This window comes from Methylobacterium sp. FW102-HT35C08, assembly GCF_058790235.1.
Genome location: NZ_JBYTCL010000002.1, coordinates 2,946,856 through 2,968,786, shown reverse-complemented (window position 1 = coordinate 2,968,786; position 21,931 = coordinate 2,946,856). Strand labels below are relative to the sequence as shown.

Below are 21,931 nucleotides of genomic sequence, written 5' to 3'. Positions count from 1 at the left end.
CCTGTAAGTAGTGCAATTCCCCGAGAACAATCCAGCCCGACGCAGACCGCGGATTATACCTTCATATAGGTCCATCCGATGAAATAAGTGACTAGAACGATATTGGCGTCGAAATCGTTTTTCGTCTGCTGATAATTCTGATGCATGTAACGGGTATTCACGCGGCTTGCGTGCCGATTTCTGTAGTAAATCTCCTTGCTGCTCGGCTGACAATTTGGATTGTGTAGCCTGTTTGTCTTTTTGAATTGCCAGGCTTCATGTCGACGAAGCGCCTGCTGCCATGCCTGGGTCGGGCGTCCGCGTGACAGAAACGGAGAACGAGATCATGGACGAGATGACGAGGAGAACCATCCTGGCGGCGGGCGGCGTCGCCGGCATGGCCGCCGCCGCGACGCACGCCGTCGCGGCCTCCTACGGCAATCCCGACGAGCCTCCGCAAGGGGCCGTCAACGCCCAGGAGAACCCGACCAGCCTCACCATCCCGGGCCCCCACAACGACACCCTGTCGGGGCTGTTCCCGACCTCCGTCAGCCCGCCGCCCACGGACGTCGGCTCGATGCCGCAGTTCTGGGCGACCTTCAACAACGCCCAGCGGCGGATCCAGAACGGCGGCTGGGCCAGGCAGGTCACGCAGGAGAACTTCCCGATCTCCACGACGATCGCCGGCGTCGACATGCGGCTCGCGGCCGGCGCAATCCGGGAGATGCATTGGCACCAGGCCGCCGAGTGGGCGTTCGTGACCTACGGCAATTGCCGGATCACCACGCTCGACCCGCAGGGCCGACCCTACGTGGCCGACGTCGGGCCCGGCGACCTCTGGTACTTCCCAGCCGGCTCGCCGCACTCCCTCCAGGGGCTCGGGCCAGATGGGACGCAGTTCCTGATCTGCTTCGACGACGGCAACCAGACCGAATTCGATACCCTGCTCCTGAACGAGTGGTTCACCCACACACCGCCCGAGGTGCTGGCGCTGAACTTCGGCGTCCCGGCGGACACCTTCAAGAACATCCCCCTGCACGACCTGTACATCTTCCAGAGCTAGCTTCCCGGTGCCCTGTCGGCCGACCAGCTGGCCGCGCGCGGCTCGGCGGGCGAGCCGCCAAACCCGTTCACCTTCAAGATGGCGAGCGGGCCGGTAGCCAAGCAGACGAAGGGTGGCAAGGTCCAGATCGTCGACAGCACCACGTTCAAGGCCTCGAAGACCGTCGCGGCCGCGCTCGTCACCGTCAAGCCCGGCGGCATGCGCGAGATGCACTGGCACCCGAACGCCGACGAGTGGCAGTACTACATCAAGGGCAAGGGTCAGATGACCGTGTTCAACACGGGACCGAACGCCGCCACGACGGATTTCGGTCCGGGCGATATCGGCTACATCAAGCGCAACCTCGGGCACTACATCAAGAACGTGGGCGACACCGACCTGGTGTTCCTGGAGGTGTTCCGCGCGCCCGAGTACCAGGCGATCTCGCTGTCGGACTGGCTGACCCACACGCCGCCGCTGATGGTGACGTCGCACCTGAACATCCCGGCGGACGTCATCGCCCGGTTCCCGCACGAGGATGTCGGGGTCGTACCAGTCTGAACCCATCCAACGAGCAGCAGTGGCGGCTTATCGAGCGCGCATGACGTCCGAATAGTCAGTCATACGCAGGTATAGATTGGCCGCCACGCATCCCGGCTTCATCCTGGTCTAGAGCGGATGTGAGGGTTCAGACGTGTCGAAGTCCCGTATACGGCCATACACTAGCCCCGCCGGCGGCTGGGGTGCACTAGAAGCGACCGGCAGGGCACTGATCGAGCAGGGCATTCCCGCGTCCGGGGCCGCGACGCTGCTGCGCATGAACCAGCCGCAGGGCTTCGACTGCCCCGGTTGCGCCTGGCCCGACCCGAAGCACACCAGCAGCTTCGAGTTCTGCGAGAACGGCGCCAAGGCCGTGGCCTGGGAGGCGACCGCCAAGCGCTGCACCCCCGAACTCCTCGCCAAGTACACCGTCGCCGAACTCGAGGCTTGGAACGACTACGACCTCGAGATGCTGGGCCGCCTGACCCACCCGATGCGCTACGACGCGGCCAGCGACACCTATCGACCGGTCTCCTGGGAGGATGCCTTCGCCGAGATCGGCCAGATCCTGCGCGATCTCGGCAGCGCCGACGAGGCCGAGTTCTACACCTCGGGGCGCGCCTCCAACGAGGCGGCGTTCCTGTTCCAGGTGTTCGCGCGGGCGTTCGGGACAAACAACTTCCCCGACTGCTCCAACATGTGCCACGAGGCGACGAGCGTCGGCCTGCCGCAGAGCCTCGGCGTCGGCAAGGGCACGGTCCTGCTGGAGGACTTCGACAAGGCCGACGCGATCCTGATCTTCGGCCAGAACCCGGGCACCAACAGCCCGCGGATGATGACCTCGCTTCGGGATGCCTCCCGGCGCGGCGCGGCGATCCTGAGCTTCAACCCGTTCCGCGAGCGCGCCCTGGAGCGCTTCCAGGCCCCGCAGAACCCGATCGAGATGGCGTCGCTGACCTCGACCCCGATCTCGTCGCGGTTCTTCCAGGTCCGGGTCGGCGGCGATGCCGCCGCGCTCAAGGGAATCATGAAGGCCTGCATCGAGATGGACGACGCCGCGATCGCCGCCGACGAGGCGCGCCTGCTCGACGTCAACTTCATCGCCGGCCACACGATCGGCTGCGAGGCCCTCGCGGCCGACCTGCGCGCGACGCCCTGGCCGGCGATCGAGCGCATCTCGGGGCTGACGCGGGTCGATCTCGAATGCGCCGCGCGGACCTACCTGCGGGCCGAGAGCGCGATCTTGGTCTTCGGGATGGGCCTGACCCAGCATCACCGCGGCACCGAGAACGTCCGGCTCCTGACCAACCTCGCGCTGCTGCGCGGCAACGTCGGGCGTCCCGGCGCCGGGATCTGCCCGGTGCGCGGCCACTCGAACGTCCAGGGCAACCGCACGGTCGGCATCACCGAGAAGCCGACGGCCGAGTTCCTGGACCGGCTGCGGGACACCTTCGGCTTCGAACCGCCACGCCGCCACGGCCACGACGTCGTCCGGGCAATCGAGGCGATGCAGAGCCGCACGGCCCGCGCGTTCCTGGCGCTCGGCGGCAACTTCGCCGCCGCGACGCCCGACACGAACGCGACCCGAAGGGCGATGCGCGACCTCGACCTCACGGTCGCGATCTCGACCAAGCTCAATCGCGGCCACCTCGTCCACGGCCGACACGCCTACATCCTGCCCTGCCTCGCCCGCACCGAGGTCGACGAGCAGGAGACCGGACCGCAGTCCATCACCGTCGAGGACTCGATGTCGATGGTGCACGCCTCGGCCGGCCGCAACCGACCGGCCTCCGAGCACCTGCGCAGCGAGACCGCGATCGTCGCCGGGCTGGCGCGGGCGACGCTCGGGTCGAACCCGGACATCCCCTGGGAACACCTGACCGCGGACTATGACCGGATCCGGGACGCCATCGAGGCGGTGTTCCCGATCTTCCAGGGCTACAACGCGCGCATCCGCGTCCCCGGCGGCTTCCACCTCACCTCGCTGGCGCGCGAGCGCGTCTGGGCGACCTCGTCCGGCAAGGCCGAGTTCGCCGTCTTCGAGGGCCTGGACGAGGACCCGCACCAGGACGACCCGGAGGCGCTGTGGCTGACCACCATGCGCAGCCACGACCAGTACAACACCACCCTCTACAGCCTGTCGGACCGCTACCGCGGCGTGTTCGGCCAGCGCATGGTCGTGTTCATCAACGAGGCCGAGATGGATCGGCGCGGCCTCCAGGCGGGCGAGCACGTCGCCCTAGAAACGATCTCGACCGACGGCGTGCAGCGCGCGGTCGAGAGCTTCAAGGTCGTCCCCTACCAGCTGCCGGACGGCTGCTGCGGGGCCTACTACCCCGAGGCCAACCCGCTGGTGCCGCTCTACGCGCGCGACCCGCAGAGCGGCACGCCCTCCTACAAGGCCGTGCCCATCCGCATCCGCCGCATGTCTCAGAGAGGCTGACCATGGACGCCCTCGTCCTATCGCGCATCCAGTTCGCCTTCACGGTGGGCTTCCACATCCTGTGGCCGGCCTTCACGATCGGCATCGCCTCGTATGTGGCGTTCCTCAGCTTCCTGACCTGGCGCACGAACGATCCCGTCTACCGCGCCCTGATGCGCTTCTGGATCCGGATCTTCGCCCTCGGCTTCGGCATGGGCGTGATCACCGGGATCGTGCTCGGATACCAGATCGGCACCAACTGGAGCGGCTTCTCGCGCTCGGTCAGCAACGTGCTCGGCCCGTTCTTCATGTACGAGGTGCTGTCGGCCTTCTTCTTGGAGGCCGGCTTCATCGGCATCGTGCTGTTCGGCGAGAAGCGCGTCGGGCCCGGCCTGCACTTCTTCGCCTGCCTGATGGTGGCGTGCGGCACGCTGATCAGCGCGAGCTGGATCCTGGCCTCGAACAGCTGGATGCAGACGCCGGCCGGCCACATCGTCGACAAGGACGGCATCTTCCACGTCACCGATTGGGCGGCGGCGTTCTTCAACCCATCCTATCCCTACCGCCTGATGCACATGGTCTGCGCGAGCTACCTGACCGGCAGCTTCGTGGTGGCGGGCGTCTCGGCCTACCACCTCTGGCGCGGCACACACGTGAAGGCCTCGCGCGTCGCCTTCTCGATGGCGCTGTGGGCCTGCCTGGTGCTCGCGCCGCTGCAGGCGGTGCTTGGCGACGCGCACGGTCGCAACACGCTCGTGCACCAGCCGACCAAGGTCGCCGCGATGGAGGGGCTTTGGGACACCGGCCGGGGAGTGCCGAGCCTGATTTTCGCGTGGCCGGACATGAAGGCGGAGCGCAACCTTTACGAGATCGCGGTGCCGATCAAGGGCTTCGCCAGCCTGTACCTGACGCACTCCTGGGACGGCAAGGTCCAAGGGCTGAAGGCGGTGCCGGCTTCCGATCGGCCCTACGCCCCCTTCGTGTTCTTCGCCTTCCGGATCATGGTCGGCATCGCGCTCCTGCTGATCGCCCTGGCCTTCACGGGTGCCTTCCTGCGCTGGCGCGGGCGGCTGTTCACGACGCGCTGGTTTCAGCTCGCCTGCATGGCGGCGACGCCGCTCGGATTCGTGGCGATCGTGGCCGGCTGGACGGTGACCGAGACCGGTCGGCAGCCGTTCGTGGTCTACGGCCACCTGCGCACGGCGGACGCCGTGACGGTGCAGCCCGCCGGCGCGGTGCTGTCGTCGCTGATCCTGTTCTTCGTCGTCTACAATCTGCTGCTGGTGGCCTTCTTCTGGTACGGCGCGCGGATCGCGATGCGGGGACCCGACCCGCTCGTGGACGAGACGCCGAACGCCGTGCGCCCCGGCCTGGAGCAGGCCGGCCCCGCCCTCGTTGGCGGCGCACCCGCCTACGCCCGCGCGCTAGCCCCGGGAGAATAGGATGGATCCCATCCTCGCCCTCACGCTCGGCGCCGTCGCGGTCTCTCACCTGGCGGTGACGGACGGGGTCGACCTCGGCATCGGAATGCTGTTCCCGCTCGCGCGCTGGGAGCATGACCGCGATCTGCTCATGCGGGGCGTCACGCCGTTCTGGCGCGGCAACGAGGCTTGGCTGGCGCTCGGTGCCGTCGGGCTGTGCGCCGCCTGTCCGCTGGGCCACCACCGGCTGCCGCCGGCCTTCCTTCCGCCGATCCTGACGTTGGTGTCCGTCCTGATCCTGCGCGGCATCGTCATCGCTCCCCACGTCCAGGGCACGCACTTCCAGGCTACCCGGATCGTCGCCCTTGCCGGCGGATCGCTCGTGGCCGCCGCGTGCCAGGGCCTGATCCTCGGCGGATGGGTCCAGCTCGCGTTGGCGCCGGGGGCGCGGTTCGGCGACGGACGGCTCAATTGCCTCTCGACGTTGGGCTTCGTGTGCGCCGCGGTGATCGTGGTCGGTTACCTACTGCTCGGGGCCGGGTACTGGTGCCGCGCGCGACTGGCGGGCGGCCCCGCCATCCCCGCGCGCGCGGAGGCCCATAGGGTTCGAACCGGCCGACACCGGGGGCGTCCCGGCATCCTAAGCGGCATCCTGGACTACGCCCGCAACCTCGCTCTTGGAAAGTAGTCATGGACCTGCCTCTCCTCTTCGCGCTCGTGGCCGCCGGCGCGGTCGCCCTCTACGTCATCGCCGACGGGTTCGACCTCGGCATCGGCATCCTGTTCCTGCTGGCTCCGCGAGCGCGCGATCGCGACCTAATGATGCAGAGCGTTGCGCCGTTCTGGGACGGCAACGAGACCTGGCTGGTGCTCGGTGGTGCAGGCCTCTGGGCGGCGTTCCCGATGGCCTACTACGTGCTACTCCCGGCCTTCTACCTGCCGATCATGGCGATGCTGTTCGCCCTGATCCTGCGCGGCATATCGTTCGAGTTTCGCTTCCAGGCCACGCGCTTCCAGCGTGTCTGGGACTTGGCCTTCGCGGGCGGCTCGCTCGTCGCCGCGGTCTGCCAGGGCCTCATCCTTGGCGGCTTCATCCAGGGCGTGGCGGTCGAGAACGGCCACTTCGCCGGCGGCCCCTTCTCGTTCGTGTCGTTCCTGGGCCTGCTGTGCGCCGCCGGAATCGTCGGCGGCTACGCGCTGCTCGGGGCCGGCTGGCTGATCTGGCGGACGGACGGGCCGACGCAGGTCTTCGCCCGGGAGGTCGCGCACGCCGCCCTGCTCCTGGCGGTGGCCATGATGGCCGTGGTCAGCGCCTGGACGGCCCTGACCGAGCCGCAGGTGGCCGCGCGCTGGTTCGCCTGGCCGGGCAATCTCTGGCTCGACCTGTTCCCGTTGGCGGCGGCGGGCGTGGCGGTCCTAATCTGGCGCGGCCTCTGGGGGCGCCACGACAGCCGGCCGTTCCTGCTCGCCGTCGTGCTGTTCCTGCTCGGCTACGCAGGCCTCATCATCAGCGTTTGGCCCAACGTGGTGCCCTACCACGCCACCATCTGGCAGGCGGCGGCCGATGAGGCGACGCTGAAGTTCGCCCTCGTGGGTATCTTCGTCGTCCTGCCGATCGTCCTCGCCTACAATGCGCACGCCTACTGGGTATTCCGGGGCAAGACCGTGCTGGCGTCCCACGGAGCCGACGAGGGCGCTTACGGCCATGCCGGGCAGCGCCCGAACGCGCTCGGCACCGATCTGCACCTGTGCTGATCACGGGACGCCCAGCAGATGCGAGCCAAATGAACTCCGCTCGCACCAGCATCGAGTGTCGGTATACTAACGTATATCGTGCGAATATTGCTTCGTAGTGCACAGTCTATCCGCGATCGTATCTAGCGATCTGCGAGAAAAGGGATCCTGGACATGAAACATCTCCTTCTTGGTGCGGCCGTCGTCTTCGGTCTCACCATCACCATCGCCACGCCCCAACCGAGTTTCGCAGGTGGCGGCGGCCTAGATCCGTGGTCGGGCGCCACCGGCAACAGCGACTTCGCCGGGCAGCATCGCGGCGCGCGGGTCACGTCCAGGTTCGGCACGTTCGGCCCGCGCCATCACCGTCGCCATCGGCACCATCGCCGCTACCATTACTGACGGCGCACCACGCCGAAGTCGGGCGAGGGGGCGGGTACGCTGGCCGCCCCCGTCGTCAATCTCCAGCCGCGCTGACCACGAGGCTCGCTTTCCATGAAGAGCAGGCTCAAGCTCGGCCTGACTGCGCTTGGTGTCCTCGTCCTCGGCTTCGGGGTCGCGCGTTACCTCGGGGATTCCACCCCGGCGAAGCCGGAAGCTCCTCCCCCCGCCGTCCCGGTCGTCACCGCATCGGTCAGGCAGGAGGACGTGCCGATCATCCTCACCGGCATCGGCACGGTTCAGGCCCTGAACCGCGCCGTGATCCGCAGCCAGGTCACTGGCTATCTCGAGAGCGTCGCCTTCACGGAGGGCCAGACCGTCCGGCGCGGCGATGTCCTGGCCCGGATCGATCCGCGCATCTACCAGGCCAAGCTCGACACCGCGCAGGCCCAGCTCGGACAGGATCAGGCCCTGCTGACCAACCGGCAGGTCAACCTCCAGCGCAACGAGCCGCTGGAGCAGCGCGGCTTCGCCTCCGATGAGTCGGTCACCGGCGAGAAGGCGCAGATCGCCCAGTCCGAGAACGCCGTGAAAGGCGATCAGGCCGCCATCGCCTACGCCAGGACCGAGCTCGACTTCGCCACTCTGCGCGCCCCCTTCGACGGCGTCACCGGCCTCCGCCTGATCGACATCGGCAACATCGTCCAGCCCTCCGACCCGGGTGGCATCGTCGTGCTGACCCAGGTTCAGCCGATCAGCGTCGTCTTCACTCTGCCGACCGACACGATCCCGCAGGTCCAGGCGGCCCTCGCCCGCGGCCCCGTGACGACCACCGTCTCCAATCAGGCCGGCACCCGGAAGCTCGACACCGGCGCCCTGCTGCTGATCGACAACGAGGCCCAGCCGAGATCCGGCACTGTCAAGCTCAAGGCCAACTTCTCCAATGCCGAGCGCCAGCTCTGGCCCGGCGCCTTCGTGAACGCGGAGGTCACCACGTCGGTGGTCAAGGGCGCGCTGACGATCCCGACCGACGCCGTCCAGCGGAGCGACACGGGCGCGTTTGTCTTCGTCGTCGGCCCCGACCACAAGGTAACGATCCGGCCCGTGGAGGTCGGGCAGCGGGTGCGCGGCGTCGCGCTGATCTCGGAAGGGCTGAAGGCGGGAGAGACCGTCGTAGTCCAGGGTCAGTACAGCCTCGTGCCGGGCACGGAGGTGGTCGCGGCCAGCCCCGGTCAGGTGCCCGACACCACGACCGCCAGCGCCGGGATGCTGCCATGAACCTGTCGGCCGGCTTCATCACGCGCCCGATCGCCACCGGCCTGATGATGGTCGCGGTCGTGGTGCTCGGCGCGATCAGCTACACGCTGCTGCCGGTCGCGGCCCTGCCCAACATCGACTCGCCCACCTTTCAGGTGACGGCGCAGCTGCCCGGGGCCGACTCGAACACCATGGCCTCCTCGGTGGCGACCCAGCTCGAGCGCCAGTTCGGCCAGATCCCCGGGCTGACCCAGATGACGTCGAGCAGCGGCACCGGCTTCACGTCGATGACGCTGCAGTTCAGCCGCAGCCGCACCATCGACTCGGCCGCCACCGACGTCCAGGCGGCGATCAACGCGACGCAGGGCCTGCTGCCCGCGAGCCTGCTGTCGCAGCCGACCTATCGCAAGACCAACCCGGCCGACGCCCCGATCCTGTTGATCGCGCTCACCTCGGACGTGCTGCCGATCATGACGGTGAGCGACTACGCCTACTCGATCCTGGCGCAGAAGCTCGCGCAGATGCCCGGGGTCGGCACCGTCGCGGTCGGCGGCCTGCAGCAGCCCGCCATCCGCATCCAGGTCAACCCGGCGATGCTCGCCGCGGAGGATCTCGACTTCGAGGCCGTGCGCACGGCGCTGGCCAACCTCACGGTGCTCCAGCCCAAGGGGCAGCTCTACGGCGGGCAGCAGGCCGTGGCGCTCGAGACCAACGACCAGCTGATGACGCCCGCTCAGTTCGAGCAGGCCATCGTCGCCTATCGCGACGGCGCGCCGATCCTCGTGCGCAACATCGGCCGCGCGATCAAGGCGCCGCAGGACGTCACCCTGGGCGGCTGGAGCGGCCGGAAGCCGGCGGTCATCCTGGCGATCCAGCGCCAGCCCGGCGCCAACGTCGTCGCGACCGTCGACGACATCAAGACGGCGCTGCCGCAGCTCAAGGCGTCGCTGCCGCCCAGCATCGACGTCGCCGTCGTCTCGGACCGCACCGTGACGATCCAGGCGAGCATCAGCGACGTGCGCTTCACGCTGCTCCTGACCATCGCGCTGGTGGTCGGCGTCATCGCCCTGTTCCTGCGCAAGCTTTGGGCGACCGTGATCCCGGCGATCTCCGTGCCGATCTCGCTGATCGGCACCTTCGCGGTCATGTACGTGCTGGGCTACAGCCTGGATAACCTGTCGTTGATGGCGCTCTCGATCGCCATCGGCTTCGTGGTCGACGACGCCATCGTCATGGTCGAGAACATCGTCCGCCACATCGAGGACGGAGCCACGCCCCTCAAGGCGGCGCTCGACGGGGCGGGCGAGATCGGCTTCACCATCCTGTCGATCTCGATCTCGCTCGTCGCCGTGTTCATCCCGCTGTTCCAGATGAGCGGCGTCGTCGGCCTGATGTTCCGCGAGTTCGCCGTCACGGTCGCGGTCTCGATCCTCGTCTCGGTGGCCGTGTCGCTGACGCTCACCCCGATGCTCTGCGCCAAGCTGCTCCCGGCCGCGGAGGCGCAGCGGCCGAACGCCGTCGCGGCCGCACTCGAGTGGCTCTTCACGTGGCTGAACGAACGCTACGACGCCGGCCTGACGGTCGCGCTGCGCCACCGCCTCCTGACGCTGATGACCTTCGTCGGGACGGTAGCCCTGACCGGCTACCTGTTCTGGGTGATCCCGAAGGGCTTCTTCCCGCAGCAGGACACAGGCCTGATCCTAGGCATCAGCGAGGCGGCCCAGGACGTCTCGCCCGAGGGCATGAAGCAGCGCCAGCAGGCCGTGCTCGACATCGTCGGCCGCGACCCGGCGGTGGCCAATGTGGTTGGCTACATCGGCCCCGGCGGTCCCACCGTGACCGAGAACGACGGCCGCGTGTTCATCACGCTCAAACCCGAGTCCGAGCGCGACGTCACCGCCGACCAGGTCATCGCACGGCTGTCCGTGGCGCTGCGCCAGGTCCAGGGCATGACGCTGTACATGCAGGCGGCCCAGGACATCACCATCGGTGCACGGCTGTCGAAGACGCAGTACCAGTTCACCCTGACCGACGTCGACAGCAGCACGCTCGCCCGCTTCGCGCCAAAGGTCCTGGCGGCGCTACAGAAGCTGCCCGAGCTGTCCTCGGTTGCCAGCGACCAGCAATCGACCGGGCGGACCTTGACCGCTCAGGTCGACCGGACCGCCGCCTCGCGCTTCGGGATCGACCCCGCGGCCGTCGACGCCACGCTCTACGACGCCTTCGGCCAGCGCCATGTCGCGCGGATCTTCACGGCACTGAACCAATACTACGTCATCCTGGAGGTCAATCCGCGCTACCAGCTCGGACCGGACGCACTGCAGCGGATCTACGTCCGCTCGCAGAGCAACACCTCGGTGCCGCTCAGCCAGATCGCCAAGCTCGTGCCCGGGGTGGCGCCGGTGGCGGTCAACCACCAGGGGCAGTTTCCCTCGGTGACCCTCAGCTTCAACCTCGCGCCGGGCGCCACGATCGGGGCCGCGGTCGCGGCCGTGCAGAAGGCGGTCGCGGACCTGGACCCGCCGAAGTCTCTCGCCAGCGGCTTCCAGGGCAACGCCCAGGCGTTCCAGGCCTCGCTCGGCTCGACGCCGCCGCTGATCCTGGCGGCCTTGTTCGCGGTCTACGTCATCCTCGGCATGCTCTACGAGAGCACGATCCACCCGCTGACCATCCTGTCGACGCTGCCCTCCGCCGGGCTAGGCGCGCTCCTGGCACTGATGCTGGTGGGGCGGCCGCTCGACATGATCGGCATCATCGGGATCATCCTGCTGATTGGCATCGTGAAGAAGAACGGCATCATGCTGATCGACGTCGCCCTCGAAGGACAGCGGGAGCGGGGTCTCACGGCCGAGCAGGCGGCCCACGAAGCCTGCTTGCTGCGGTTCCGGCCGATCCTGATGACGACCTTGTGCGCGCTGTTCGGCGGCATCCCGCTGATGCTCGGCACCGGCACGGGCTCGGAACTCCGGCAGCCGCTGGGCTACGCCATCGTCGGCGGCCTGCTCGTGTCGCAGGTGCTGACGCTGTTCACGACGCCGGTGGTCTACATCTACATGGACAAGCTGTCCGACCTGCTGCCGCGCCGGCAGTCGGCGACCAATCAGGAATCCGAGAAGCTCGGTCCTGAGAAGCACAGTCCTGATGCGGCGCAGCCGACCTGAAGCCAATGTCGGATCATCGGCTACGACGTAGTGCTTTCGGTTGCGCGAGCGTCCGCCGATATAGCATGTGCAACAAACCACCATCGATGTGGCACATCAATATATGAATAGGATGCTTATATATCTAATTATCAAGTTTTCGGTTCAGTCCTGACTTTAATACGTGGACAGTCGATTCGATCTCATAATATGGTTCGCTATAGGATCGACGTAGCGAGCTCAGATCATAGGCGTTCGCGTCCAGGCCTTCGAGAAACGGGATTACCGGCGGGCTCAGCTGCGATATCGGTTCCGCATCCCTTGACGAGATCCCAGCCCGAGCACACGGCCTGCCAGGAAGCCGTTGTGGGGCGCACGCCGCTCCGCCACAACGTCTCGCGTCCCACCCCGAGCCGGGCGGCCCGATCCGGACCCCGATCACGGCCATACCGCGACTCAGCACCTGATCCGAGTGAGGGGGCCACGCGACCTCGCGTATCCTGGTTCGGCACGAGTCGATGGTCGAGCATAGAAAGCGATGCAAGCCGCGCGGGCGGCCTAGACATACCTCAGTATAGTTGAAGGAATCGCGTCGCCAGGCAAATTCGAGGCCCGCGGATTGCTTTTCGCCAAGAGAGACTGTTTCAACGGACGTTCACATCGCTTTCGGAGCTCGGGACCACACCTGGGACGCGGCCTCGATTTCAATGCTTGATGCGCCGAGCGACAGGCTGGAGGCATCTGCTTTTCCGTTTGTCGATGCCGGTCGGCACGGCCCGGAGGCAGGTGCGCGTCGGGCGCGATCGCCATCTCGGCGGGCCCGCACGTTCTGCGGCGCGACCCGACGCCTCGGAAGGTGGGAGGGCGATCCGGCGGGTCTTCTCGGTCCACACACACGCAATCCCCGCGCATGGAGCCTCACGATGACCACGACACGCCACTCAATTGCCACGCTCGTTCTCCTGGGCTTGTCCGCGCCCGCCCTGGCGCAGGCGGACCTCACCGGCACCGGTGGCAGCCCCTTGTCGACGGTGACCGCCCCGAACACGACCGCGGCAGGCGTGACGAAGCCCCCAAGCCGCGATGCCAGCCCGACGCGGCGGGACAACCCGGATCGGCGCTCGCGCCAGGAGTTGGAGGATGAGCGCATCGAGAGCGGCATCTGCATCGGCTGCGGGCCACGGTAGCGGCGCCGGGAAGAAGGCCACTCCCCGCCGTCGCGCGTCCATGGTCATTCGAGGAGCGCTCAGCATCCGGTCGCTCTACCGCCGCCGAGCGATCGACAGCGCCATGAGGGCGACGACGACGGACGCCGCTGCGAGGAGGGCGCTGGCCAAGCCGAGAGGGCCGATGGCGAACGCGCCACAGGTCACGCCCACGATGAAGGCCAGCCAGGAGGCGGCGTCGGCTAGCGCTTCGGCCAGGCGCGCGCGGTCGAGACAGGCTCGGGCCAGGGCGTTGCCCACGCCGAACAGGGCACCGGTCACGAAGCTCCTGCCGATCGATGCTCCGGCGACGGACGTGCGAACAGCGTTCTGCATGCCCATCGCTAGGGCCACGAACAGCAGAGCGGCCTCGGCGGTCCATGGGCCGAGGAGAATCCACGCCGCGACGAAGCACGTGAGTTCGCCGGCCAGGACGATCGGCACTCTGACCAGCGCCTCGGCGGCGACGCCCAGAGATCCCAGGAACGCTCCCAGCACGAAGGTGGCGATCACCGCGCCAGTCCAGCCGATCACGTGCGCGTCTCCGCGCGCGAGCGCCATGCCGAACTGTGTGCTGTTACCACTCATGAACGACAGGTACAGGTGCCCCGTGGCCGCGTAGCCGACGGCGTCGACGAAGCCGGCGAGCACGGTCATGAGAGATGCCCGGGTCAGATCCTCCCACGTGGTCTGTTCGCCCGGGGCAGGGCCGGTCGTGAGCCACATGATCGTCTCCAATCCGCCTAGTGTGAAGCCGAACGCAGGTACAACCCTTGGACCTCGGCATTTGCCTTCGTGACCCAGTGTTCACCCCCAGTCCAGTGTAAAACCCGCTGGCAATTGCTGTCATATTAGGTGGTTTCTTTCGCCAGCGTCCTTTCACGACATGACGTCGTCTGTTCCTACCGATCGGGTTCACGCGGCCAACGCTCGAGGATCGAGCATGGGAGTGCAGCTCGCAACGGTTCTGGACGATGGCGACCGGCACCGACCCGGCGGCTTCGGCCGCACATCGAGCGGCCGTCCACCTTAACTCTACGGTTTGGGCTCCTCGCCCGATTGTCCCGCCCTAAGCGGACGGCACGACGGCGATGACGCCAAGCATCCCGCTTCCCCGAGCCACGCTGAGCGGGAGTTAGGGAGACCGATGCCGAGGCCAGGTGCGGATGGCAGAGCGATCGAGTCTCCGTTTCGCCGCCACGGACAACAGGTCGACGGTAGAGGCATGCTTGGTCCCAGAGCGGAGCAGCGACGGCGCCTCGTTCCGCGCCTGCCAGCGGTCATAAGTTCCCGGAGCGCCGTCGGTCGCCATATTATACAAAGGTTTCCTTCACTGAGGTCGAATTTTATAGCAGTCTTCACGAACCCGAACACGTCGAGTCGCGGCGATCCGCAAACAGAATCCGGTCCGGTCCGCCACTGTTCGACACCTGGATCGGCCGTAGCTTCGCAGACGCCGTCGGTCTCGACACGCGAACGTGGTTCGATCGAGGTCCTTACATGCCAACGTCTTCAGGGTCGTGCTCTGCGGAAGGCGCGGCGGCACACATTGCTCTGACCCACCGCGTCGAAGCGACTCTGCCGGCGAGGGGGCGATGGCGTCGGTCCGGCCGTGGTTGGAGGGCCGATGGCTCCTTCCAAGCCACAAACGATCGAGCGGCCGTCGCGGGGCGTCCTTCGTCCGTTTCGCAGATTGGGGCGGCACAGGGTAACAATGGGGTGATTCATGACAGGCAGCGAGCCGAGCCCATTCGGGAGTTCCGCGCTTTGGGCCGTGCGGGTCCGATGGCGCTGCCTTCTCGTTGCCGGCATGCTGGCGGTCCAGCCAGGCACCGCGATCTCGCAGGCGCCCTCCTGGGCCGTATCCTGTCCGCCGCCTCTCAAGCTCGCCGCTGGCGCCTGCGTCCACTCCTGCCCGGCCGGCTACACCGACGCCGGGCGGACATGCGTGTTCCAGGACATGTCCCACTGATGGGAGGACGACAGAATCGGCTACGCCCACTCCCAAACCTAGCCGATGAAGAGGGGGCCGTCGTTGTGCGGGGGCATCGCAGGAAAGGATCTGGCCGCTTCCGGCATCCAGCGGTTCCGAATCGGCGGCCGTGGCGTCGATTGGGAGAGCGGGATCCCGCCGAGGCGGCTGGTCTTACCTCGGCGGGAGTGGATCAGGAGTGCCTACACGGCCTTCCGACGCTTCAGATGCTTCCGGCTCTTCGACCTCGCGACCGCCTTGGCGGGCCGGGCAGGGTCGACGGCGGGCGTGCCGCCCGGCGCGCCCATCTCGCGCTCCTGCCCGGCGAGTGGTCCGCCCGCCTGCGGGCCTGAGCGGTTGTAGGGCGAGTTGCCTTGGGCGAGGACCGGTCCCGCCAGCAGGGCGAGAGCCAGGGCGGCGGGGAAGGCAATTTTCATGTGGGTCTTGCTCCTGCGAGGTTAGCCAGAGGCTCCTGGGATTCCGTCAATTCAGGCACACAGCAAAGGCCGGGAACGACACCAGGCACCTCGGGTTGCATGGATATACCGCACGTTATCGCAAGCAATCATACCAACGTATGTTGTTCGCGGAATGCTGTAACGCTCGGAACCATGTACGGTCGACAATCGAATTGAAGTATCAGGATGGATCAGACAGCTTTCAGTCCGCTCCAAGCGGATGTCGGGCGCCGAAGCAATCGATAGCGCTCAAGCCAACGACGCGTCGGGTTTCGCAGCGCACCCGGCGGTGATGCGCCAGCCCGACGGCCAGATCCGCAACGTGGGCGATCGACATGTGTGCCTCGGCGCCCGAGATTGGCCGAGCCGCAATCGACCATCGTCCCTGAGCCGTGGATCCAGTTGAGGCGCTTCGGACAGCCGCCCTCGGCCGGATCGGCCGCTCGTGGTGCCGCCGACTTGTCGGCAGCCTGACAGAGGAAGCGGCGCACACGGTCGCCGACCTAGGACGAATGAGCGCCGTTCAAGCTGCCGGACGGCCGCTACCGGGTCGGCGTCGGGGCGGATCGCGACGACGCCATCCACCCCGGAGGGATCACCCCTTCACGAAATCGAGCAGAACGGCGTTGAGGACGTCGGCATGCACGGTCAGCATCCCGTGCGGATAGCCGGGATAGGTCTTCAAGGTGCCATTCTTCAAGAGCTTGATCGACTTCAGCGACGCGTCCGCGATCGGCACGATTTGATCGTCCTCGCCGTGCAGCACCAATGTTGGCACGGTGATCGCCTTGAGGTCCTCGGTCTGATCGGTCTCCGAGAAGGCTTTGATGCCTTCGTAGTGGGCCTTGGCGCTGCCCATCATCCCTTGCCGCCACCAATTCTGGATCACGCCGGGAATGGCTTTCGCGCCGTCGCGGTTGAAGCCGTAGAATGGGCCGCCCGCCACGTCGAGGTAGAACTGGGCGCGATTGGCGGCAAGCGCGTCACGGAATCCGTCGAAGACCGCGAGCGGCAAGCCTTCCGGGTTGGCGTCGGTCTTGAGCATCAGCGGGGGCACGGAGCTGACCAGCACAGCGAGGGCGACGCGCCCCTGCGGCTGGCCGAACTTCGCGACGTATCGCCCGACCTCGCCACCGCCTGTGGAGTGGCCGATATGGATGGCGTCCCTGAGGTCCAGATGCTCCACGACGGCCGCGGCGTCGGCCGCGTAGTGGTCTATGTCGTGGCCTTCCGAGACCTGCGCGGAACGGCCGTGACCGCGACGATCGTGGGCCACGACCCGGTAGCCGTTCTGGACGAAGAACAGCATTTGCGCGTCCCAGTCATCCGAGGAGAGCGGCCAGCCGTGGTGGAACACGATGGGCTGGGCATTCTTCGGACCCCAATCCTTGTAGTAGATCTCCGTACCGTCGCTGGTCGTGACGGTGGCCATGCTGCTCTCCGTGCGTGATCCGGCGGCGCTTGCGCCATCGCACCGGACGTTCGACCACAGGAGTTATGACATTCCGGCCGTGTTCGCTTGGATGAAAGCGTCGCGAATTTGCAATTGTCGCGAATATCTCACCGGTGGCCCGACGCCTCCACGGCGGGCACGCGCCGCACCACTCATGACCGATAGACAGCACGGGAGCTGTCGGACGGCGACGCCGACCGGTTTGGTCGTCGGGACCAGGGCGATAGGCGGCCGAACTCGATCCTCCGCGGGGCACATAAGCGCCGGGGCGGTGGCGCTTGGCACGCCCGTCCTGGATGCGCCGGCCGGCGAGTGGGGCGGAAGTTCCCAGGCTTGGCGGCGTTCGGGCCGGCCTCCGGACCTGGCCTCGGGCGCCCCAGGGTATCGGATTGCCGTCCATGGTGTGGTCCGTCGCGCCGCGCATCGTCTAGGCGGCCTTGGGCACGTCGGGCCGGGCAGCCGCCCGAGGCGTTCGGCTCGCGCGCACGTGGGCTCAACGCGAACGTGGCGGCGACCCGAGAACGGCGACCAGGGTTCGTTCGAAGTGTTCCGCCTCGAACGGCTTCGCGCAATACGCCAGGGCTCCGAGCGCGAGCGCCCGTCGGCGGGACGCCTCGTTCGGATAGGCGGTCATCAGCATGACCGGCAGGTCGGGCCGCCGATCCGCCAGGATCCGGAGGAGTTCGAGGCCGCTGAGGCCGGGCATCTGCACGTCTGTCACCACGAGCGCGATGTCGGCCTCGTCGAGCTTGGTGAGCAGCGGCTCCGCCCCGCTGAACACGAGGGCCTCGTATCCGAGCGCGCGCGTGAGGCGGTGGAGGGCGGAGCGGATCGACGGATCGTCGTCGACGATGGCAACGACGGGTTTGCGCGTGATGCGTTCAGTCATGGGCGAGCGGCAGCATGAAGTGGAAGGCCGCCCCCCCGCCGGGCGCGGCGTCGACCCAGATCTCACCCCCGTGGGCATCGATCAGATTCCGGCAGATGGCCAATCCCATACCCATCCCGCCAATCTTGGTGGAGTGGAAGGGTTCGAAGATGCGCGCGCGCCGTTCGGGCTCGATCCCCGGGCCGGTATCGACCACATCGACCGCAACGGCGGCGGCCGTCCTGCGGATCGCGATCGTGATGTCCTTCCGGCCTTCCGATCCCGACATGGCCTGGGCCGCGTTGACCAGCAGGTTGACGAAGATCTGTTGGACCTGGATCAAATCCGCCGGCACGGGCGGGATCCCGTCCTCGGCGGCGAGATGGATCGTGGCGCCGTGGCTGCGGATCTCGCGCTCCACCAAGATGTTGGCGTCCCGCGAGGCTTGGACGAGATCGATCGGGGCGATGGTCCGCGGCGCGTTGCTGAGGTACGACCGTGTCCGCGCGACGACGTCGCGGGCGCGGGTCGCCTCGGCCACCACGTCGTCGATCGCCAGCGAGGCCTCGGCTACGTCCGGCTCGGGACGCCTGAGCCAGCGCAGGGCCGCCTGGGCATTGGCGAGTATCGCCGCCAGGGGCGAGTTGACCTCGTGGGCGATGGAGGCGCTGAGCGCCCCGACCGTGCTGATCCGCGAGGTCCGGGCGAGTTCCGTGTCGGCCGCCGCGAAATGGGCCTGGTTGCGCTTGAAGGCCGTGACGTCGAGCGAAGTGACGATCACGTCGGAGAAGCCCGCGCGGTCCTGCGGCAGCGTCGCGGTGAACAGCACGTCGCGTTCACGCCCGTCGGCGCCCATGATGTGGGCTTCCGAGCGGAAGAAGCGGTCCCCCCGGGCGAAAGCGACGAGCCACTGCACGAAGGTCTGGTCGGTGTCGGGCAGCAGCCGGTCGAGGGAGCCGAGATAGGCGTCCTTGCCGGGCGCGCCGGTCTCCTCGAGGGTGAACGCGTTCACGTCCGTGATGAGGACCTTGGCGCGCAGGGCGCGAAGTTCGTCGGGCCGACTGGCGAAGTGACGCTCCATGTCGTCGATGCCGGCCCGTCGCAGGGCGATGATGACGTCTGTCACGGCCGTCCAGTCCTCGCGCCAGATCGAGATGCCGGATCGTTCGTAGATCGCCTCGAAGCTGTCCCACGCCCTTCGGTGTTCACGTCGGAGCGCCACCACGTGGCGGATGGCTGTCGCGGCCGCGAAAGCCGCGAGGCCGACCCCGAGGACCGGGACGGCGCCGCCGCCCGAGGCGGTCACCAATCCCGCCAGGAAGGCCGTGGCGCACGGGACGCCGACCCAGAGGCCTGCCGGGGCGAGGTCCTCGCTCGGGATCGCGGACGTCCGGGGTGGGATCGCCTGCATCCAGGCCGGCAGGTCGTCCACCCCGACATTCTGGGGCGCCGCCTGCGCCAAACTCGGCCAGCGCGAGAAGACCTGCCGCATGACGGTGATCCAACTTGGTCCTACGAGCGAGGGCGCCGCATCGCCCATCCGCGATACGCCTGTATAATGGCGCGATCCAACCATGCATTGCATGTTGCGAGCATGGATTTGCACCGACACGGGATTATCAAGTTCCCCAAGGCCGGCCTGCTCGCCTCCTCCCGAGACCGCGGCTGGCGGGGCGTGGCGGCCGAATTCCGTTCCCATCCCGCGGGAGACCTGCCGGCGATCGTGCCGACGCAGATGGAGATCACCCTGGCGACGCGGCGCAGCGTCGGCGCCCGGGTGAGCCGCAAGGGCGCGGGCGTGCGGCAGCGAACAGCCGTGGAGGCGGGTACGATCTGGCTTTGTCCGGTCGGCGTCGGGGAGGATGACATCAACATCTCCGCGCCCCTCAACGAGATCCTACACATCTACCTGCCGACAAGCCGCTTCGAGGCCATGGCGGACCTCTACGGCGACACCCGGATCCGGGCCGACGCGGTGCGCTACCTCGCCGATGTACAGGACCCGCTGATCCGCCAGATCGGCCTGTCCATCCTCGGCGAACTGGTCCAGGAAACCTCGGCCGGGCGGATGATGGTGGAGAGCGCCGCGCTGACGCTCACCGCGCGGATCGCGCAAGCCTACGGGCACGACCGACCGGATGCCGCCTGTCCCTCGCAGGAGGACAGTGCGTGCCCGGACCGGATTCAACGCGCCGTCGCCTTCATCCGGGACAACCTCGACCGCGACCTGTCCATCGCCGACCTCGCCGCCGTGGCGTGCCTGAGCCCCTTCCACTTCGCCCGGATGTTCAAGCGCGTCACCGGGCAGACGCCCTACGGGTTCGTCAGCGCGGAACGGCTGGAATGCGCATGCCGACTCCTGGCCGACCGGAGGGCTTCGATCCTCGACATCGCCCTGCGCTCTGGATTCTCGAGCCAGGCCGCCTTCGGGACGGCCTTCAAGAGGGCCAAGGGCTGCACGCCATCCGAGTATCGTAAGCTGCTTGGATAAAAATCGGCCTATAAAGAGCAAGATCGACAAAAATCGCAGCAATCCAAATAAAGACGGATTATTTAGAAGGACATAATGTTTTTCCTGTAGAGACAGGAGAGACTACGATGCTTGAGGCATCTATATCGCGCCCTGATCGAAGGGAGATCATTCTGCGGTCCCCCGCCTCGCGCGCGTGCGGGCGCGGAGCCGCTCCATCCCGCGGCTTATCTCGAGCAACGGGCATGGTGCCGCAGGAATGGCCGGCGACGCGGTCCTGCGAGACCGACATGCTGGTCTTCCAGGCCCGGTCGACGGAGGCTCCGCCCACGAACTTGCAATGCGAGGTGCTGCTCGTGCAGGTGCTGCCGACCGCACGTCCCGAGGAGCGGCGAAGCGGCGAGCCAGCCCCCGCCGGCCTACCCCAGTTGGGCGACATCCTGCTCCTGGACCTCCGACAGCCACCCTCGATCACCCTCCTGCCAGGGGCGATCAACATCGCCCTGCACAGGTCGTTGCTCGCGGAGATCGCCGCCTGCTTCCGCGCCGACCGGACCGACCCCCTCGACGCGCTGACGGAGGCGTGCGGCAGGCCATTGAGCGATGCCACCATCCGAGACTTGGCGCTGCGCGCGTCGGCGACGCTCGACCGGTCGGATCGTGGAGCGAAGGTGTTCCGCAACCAGCTCGGCCGCGCCCTGGCGGCCCATCTGCTCGGGACCTACGCGGACTTCGCCGACGGCGTCGAGCCGGCGCGCGGCGGTTTGGCGCCGTGGCAACTCAAGCGCGCCCAGGACCGCATGCGCGCCGCGCTCGCCCAGTCGCCGAGCATACCGGCCGTCGCGGCGGCGTGCGGGCTCTCGCCCAGCCATTTCGCCCGCGCCTTCCGGCGCTCGACCGGCGTCTCGCCCCATGCCTGGCTCGTGCGGCAGCGCATCGCCCGCGCCAAGGACCTGATGCGCTCGCGTTTGTCGCTGGGTGACATCGCCTTCGCCTGCGGCTTCTCCGACCAGAGCCATTTCACCCGCGTCTTCGCCCGTGCGGAGCACATGAGCCCTGGCCGTTGGCGCCGTTCCATCGAGCCGGACTTGGCGGCGGAAAACTGACATTCGACGCCCCCTGGCGGAACTCGCAACGCCGGCGCAAAGCCAGGCTCGGGCGGATCGTCGCCCCGTGCGTCGATGGCGTGGCGTTGGATGCAGGGGCCAATTCGCGAGCGGGATCTGCCGAGCGGCTCGACGGTCGGCCCGTGTCCGGAGCCATTTGAGACGTTGCGCGATCGCGACGGGTGATGATCCCGGAGGTGGATGATCAGCACGTCGCCTTCACGCAGCGGTTCGGCACGGAGGCGTAGGCGTCGGTCTCGGAGGACCATCGAGGGTGAGGGTCTTTCGGCCGAAGATCGGCAAAATCCGATGCATATAATCGATGAAGGGCAGGTTTGAACGATGCTCGCCAGCCCTGACCTGAAGTGGATCTTGTCGGCGCCTGCAGGCTCCAAATAGCCATCGATCATCGCGTCACGAAGAAGCTCCTCGAGCCTTCCAAAACATGATCGTTTTGTACAAAATTTTTGTCGGGTGAAGTGT

Annotated in this window: 15 protein-coding genes and 1 pseudogene; 11 read left to right on the top strand and 5 right to left on the bottom strand. The window is 67.4% G+C overall.

The genetic code is table 11. The features are described 5' to 3' along the window. Nucleotides 1-325 precede the first annotated feature (325 nt). The 9 genes and pseudogenes from AC3WSN_RS14270 to AC3WSN_RS14230 all read left to right on the top strand — a co-directional run bounded on the left by AC3WSN_RS14270 (nucleotide 326) and on the right by AC3WSN_RS14230 (nucleotide 13,103). A pseudogene (locus AC3WSN_RS14270) lies at nucleotides 326-1,582 on the top strand (cupin domain-containing protein). 133 nt (nucleotides 1,583-1,715) lie between these two features. Further along, a complete protein-coding gene (locus AC3WSN_RS14265; RefSeq protein WP_492538711.1) occupies nucleotides 1,716-4,004 on the top strand; it encodes an FdhF/YdeP family oxidoreductase in 2,289 nt (762 codons plus the stop codon). Nucleotides 4,005-4,006: 2 nt separating this feature from the next. Continuing rightward, nucleotides 4,007-5,425 (top strand): cytochrome ubiquinol oxidase subunit I, encoded by a 1,419-nt coding sequence (locus AC3WSN_RS14260; RefSeq protein WP_492538709.1) that lies wholly within the window; start codon nucleotides 4,007-4,009, stop codon nucleotides 5,423-5,425. Between the two features lies 1 nt (nucleotide 5,426). Beyond that, on the top strand, nucleotides 5,427-6,092 hold the full coding sequence (locus AC3WSN_RS14255; RefSeq protein WP_492538707.1) for a cytochrome d ubiquinol oxidase subunit II: 666 nt from the start codon (nucleotides 5,427-5,429) through the stop codon (nucleotides 6,090-6,092). 2 nt (nucleotides 6,093-6,094) lie between these two features. After that, nucleotides 6,095-7,159, top strand: coding sequence for a cytochrome d ubiquinol oxidase subunit II (gene cydB / locus AC3WSN_RS14250; protein ID WP_492538705.1), 1,065 nt, complete (start codon nucleotides 6,095-6,097; stop codon nucleotides 7,157-7,159). Nucleotides 7,160-7,312: 153 nt separating this feature from the next. Next, nucleotides 7,313-7,540 carry a hypothetical protein gene (locus AC3WSN_RS14245; protein ID WP_492538704.1) on the top strand — a complete coding sequence of 76 codons (228 nt, stop codon included), beginning with the start codon at nucleotides 7,313-7,315 and terminating at the stop codon, nucleotides 7,538-7,540. Nucleotides 7,541-7,633: 93 nt separating this feature from the next. Next, nucleotides 7,634-8,797, top strand: coding sequence for an efflux RND transporter periplasmic adaptor subunit (locus AC3WSN_RS14240; RefSeq protein ID WP_492538702.1), 1,164 nt, complete (start codon nucleotides 7,634-7,636; stop codon nucleotides 8,795-8,797). Next, a complete protein-coding gene (locus AC3WSN_RS14235; protein ID WP_492538700.1) occupies nucleotides 8,794-11,937 on the top strand; it encodes an efflux RND transporter permease subunit in 3,144 nt (1,047 codons plus the stop codon). Before AC3WSN_RS14240 ends, AC3WSN_RS14235 begins: the two co-directional genes overlap by 4 nt. A gap of 902 nt (nucleotides 11,938-12,839) precedes the next feature. Beyond that, on the top strand, nucleotides 12,840-13,103 hold the full coding sequence (locus AC3WSN_RS14230) for a hypothetical protein (protein WP_492538698.1): 264 nt from the start codon (nucleotides 12,840-12,842) through the stop codon (nucleotides 13,101-13,103). 75 nt (nucleotides 13,104-13,178) lie between these two features. On the opposite strand, the gene AC3WSN_RS14225 is transcribed toward AC3WSN_RS14230, so the two are convergent. The 5 genes from AC3WSN_RS14225 to AC3WSN_RS14205 form a co-directional block, all read right to left on the bottom strand. Then, a complete protein-coding gene (locus AC3WSN_RS14225) occupies nucleotides 13,179-13,847 on the bottom strand; it encodes a YoaK family protein (protein ID WP_492538696.1) in 669 nt (222 codons plus the stop codon). A gap of 1,449 nt (nucleotides 13,848-15,296) precedes the next feature. After that, nucleotides 15,297-15,530: a hypothetical protein gene (locus AC3WSN_RS14220; RefSeq protein ID WP_492538694.1), complete on the bottom strand. Its 234-nt coding sequence runs from the start codon at nucleotides 15,528-15,530 to the stop codon at nucleotides 15,297-15,299. A 616-nt stretch (nucleotides 15,531-16,146) separates the two neighbouring features. Then, the gene (locus AC3WSN_RS14215) at nucleotides 16,147-16,983 is read right to left on the bottom strand and encodes an alpha/beta fold hydrolase (RefSeq protein WP_492538692.1); all 837 of its coding nucleotides are present in this window, start codon (nucleotides 16,981-16,983) and stop codon (nucleotides 16,147-16,149) included. A 514-nt stretch (nucleotides 16,984-17,497) separates the two neighbouring features. Continuing rightward, nucleotides 17,498-17,893, bottom strand: a complete 396-nt coding sequence (locus AC3WSN_RS14210) for a response regulator (RefSeq protein ID WP_492538690.1) — start codon at nucleotides 17,891-17,893, stop codon at nucleotides 17,498-17,500. Next, nucleotides 17,886-19,364, bottom strand: a complete 1,479-nt coding sequence (locus tag AC3WSN_RS14205; RefSeq protein WP_492538688.1) for a sensor histidine kinase — start codon at nucleotides 19,362-19,364, stop codon at nucleotides 17,886-17,888. Before AC3WSN_RS14205 ends, AC3WSN_RS14210 begins: the two co-directional genes overlap by 8 nt. A gap of 102 nt (nucleotides 19,365-19,466) precedes the next feature. Between AC3WSN_RS14205 and AC3WSN_RS14200 the strand changes: the two genes are divergently transcribed. Together AC3WSN_RS14200 and AC3WSN_RS14195 are read left to right on the top strand one after the other, a co-directional pair. After that, nucleotides 19,467-20,363, top strand: a complete 897-nt coding sequence (locus AC3WSN_RS14200; protein ID WP_492538686.1) for a helix-turn-helix domain-containing protein — start codon at nucleotides 19,467-19,469, stop codon at nucleotides 20,361-20,363. Between the two features lie 224 nt (nucleotides 20,364-20,587). Then, on the top strand, nucleotides 20,588-21,448 hold the full coding sequence (locus AC3WSN_RS14195) for a helix-turn-helix domain-containing protein (protein ID WP_492538685.1): 861 nt from the start codon (nucleotides 20,588-20,590) through the stop codon (nucleotides 21,446-21,448). The last annotated feature ends 483 nt before the right edge of the window (nucleotides 21,449-21,931 follow it).

Coding starts and splice junctions, on each gene's coding strand:
- AC3WSN_RS14260 (WP_492538709.1), top strand. CDS start 4,007: ATGGACGCCCTCGTCCTATCGCGCATCCAGTTCGCCTTCACGGTGGGC.
- AC3WSN_RS14255 (WP_492538707.1), top strand. CDS start 5,427: ATGGATCCCATCCTCGCCCTCACGCTCGGCGCCGTCGCGGTCTCTCAC.
- cydB (WP_492538705.1), top strand. CDS start 6,095: ATGGACCTGCCTCTCCTCTTCGCGCTCGTGGCCGCCGGCGCGGTCGCC.
- AC3WSN_RS14245 (WP_492538704.1), top strand. CDS start 7,313: ATGAAACATCTCCTTCTTGGTGCGGCCGTCGTCTTCGGTCTCACCATC.
- AC3WSN_RS14240 (WP_492538702.1), top strand. CDS start 7,634: ATGAAGAGCAGGCTCAAGCTCGGCCTGACTGCGCTTGGTGTCCTCGTC.
- AC3WSN_RS14235 (WP_492538700.1), top strand. CDS start 8,794: ATGAACCTGTCGGCCGGCTTCATCACGCGCCCGATCGCCACCGGCCTG.
- AC3WSN_RS14230 (WP_492538698.1), top strand. CDS start 12,840: ATGACCACGACACGCCACTCAATTGCCACGCTCGTTCTCCTGGGCTTG.
- AC3WSN_RS14225 (WP_492538696.1), bottom strand. CDS start 13,847: ATGTGGCTCACGACCGGCCCTGCCCCGGGCGAACAGACCACGTGGGAG.
- AC3WSN_RS14220 (WP_492538694.1), bottom strand. CDS start 15,530: ATGAAAATTGCCTTCCCCGCCGCCCTGGCTCTCGCCCTGCTGGCGGGA.
- AC3WSN_RS14215 (WP_492538692.1), bottom strand. CDS start 16,983: ATGGCCACCGTCACGACCAGCGACGGTACGGAGATCTACTACAAGGAT.
- AC3WSN_RS14210 (WP_492538690.1), bottom strand. CDS start 17,893: ATGACTGAACGCATCACGCGCAAACCCGTCGTTGCCATCGTCGACGAC.
- AC3WSN_RS14205 (WP_492538688.1), bottom strand. CDS start 19,364: ATGCGGCAGGTCTTCTCGCGCTGGCCGAGTTTGGCGCAGGCGGCGCCC.
- AC3WSN_RS14200 (WP_492538686.1), top strand. CDS start 19,467: ATGGATTTGCACCGACACGGGATTATCAAGTTCCCCAAGGCCGGCCTG.
- AC3WSN_RS14195 (WP_492538685.1), top strand. CDS start 20,588: ATGGTGCCGCAGGAATGGCCGGCGACGCGGTCCTGCGAGACCGACATG.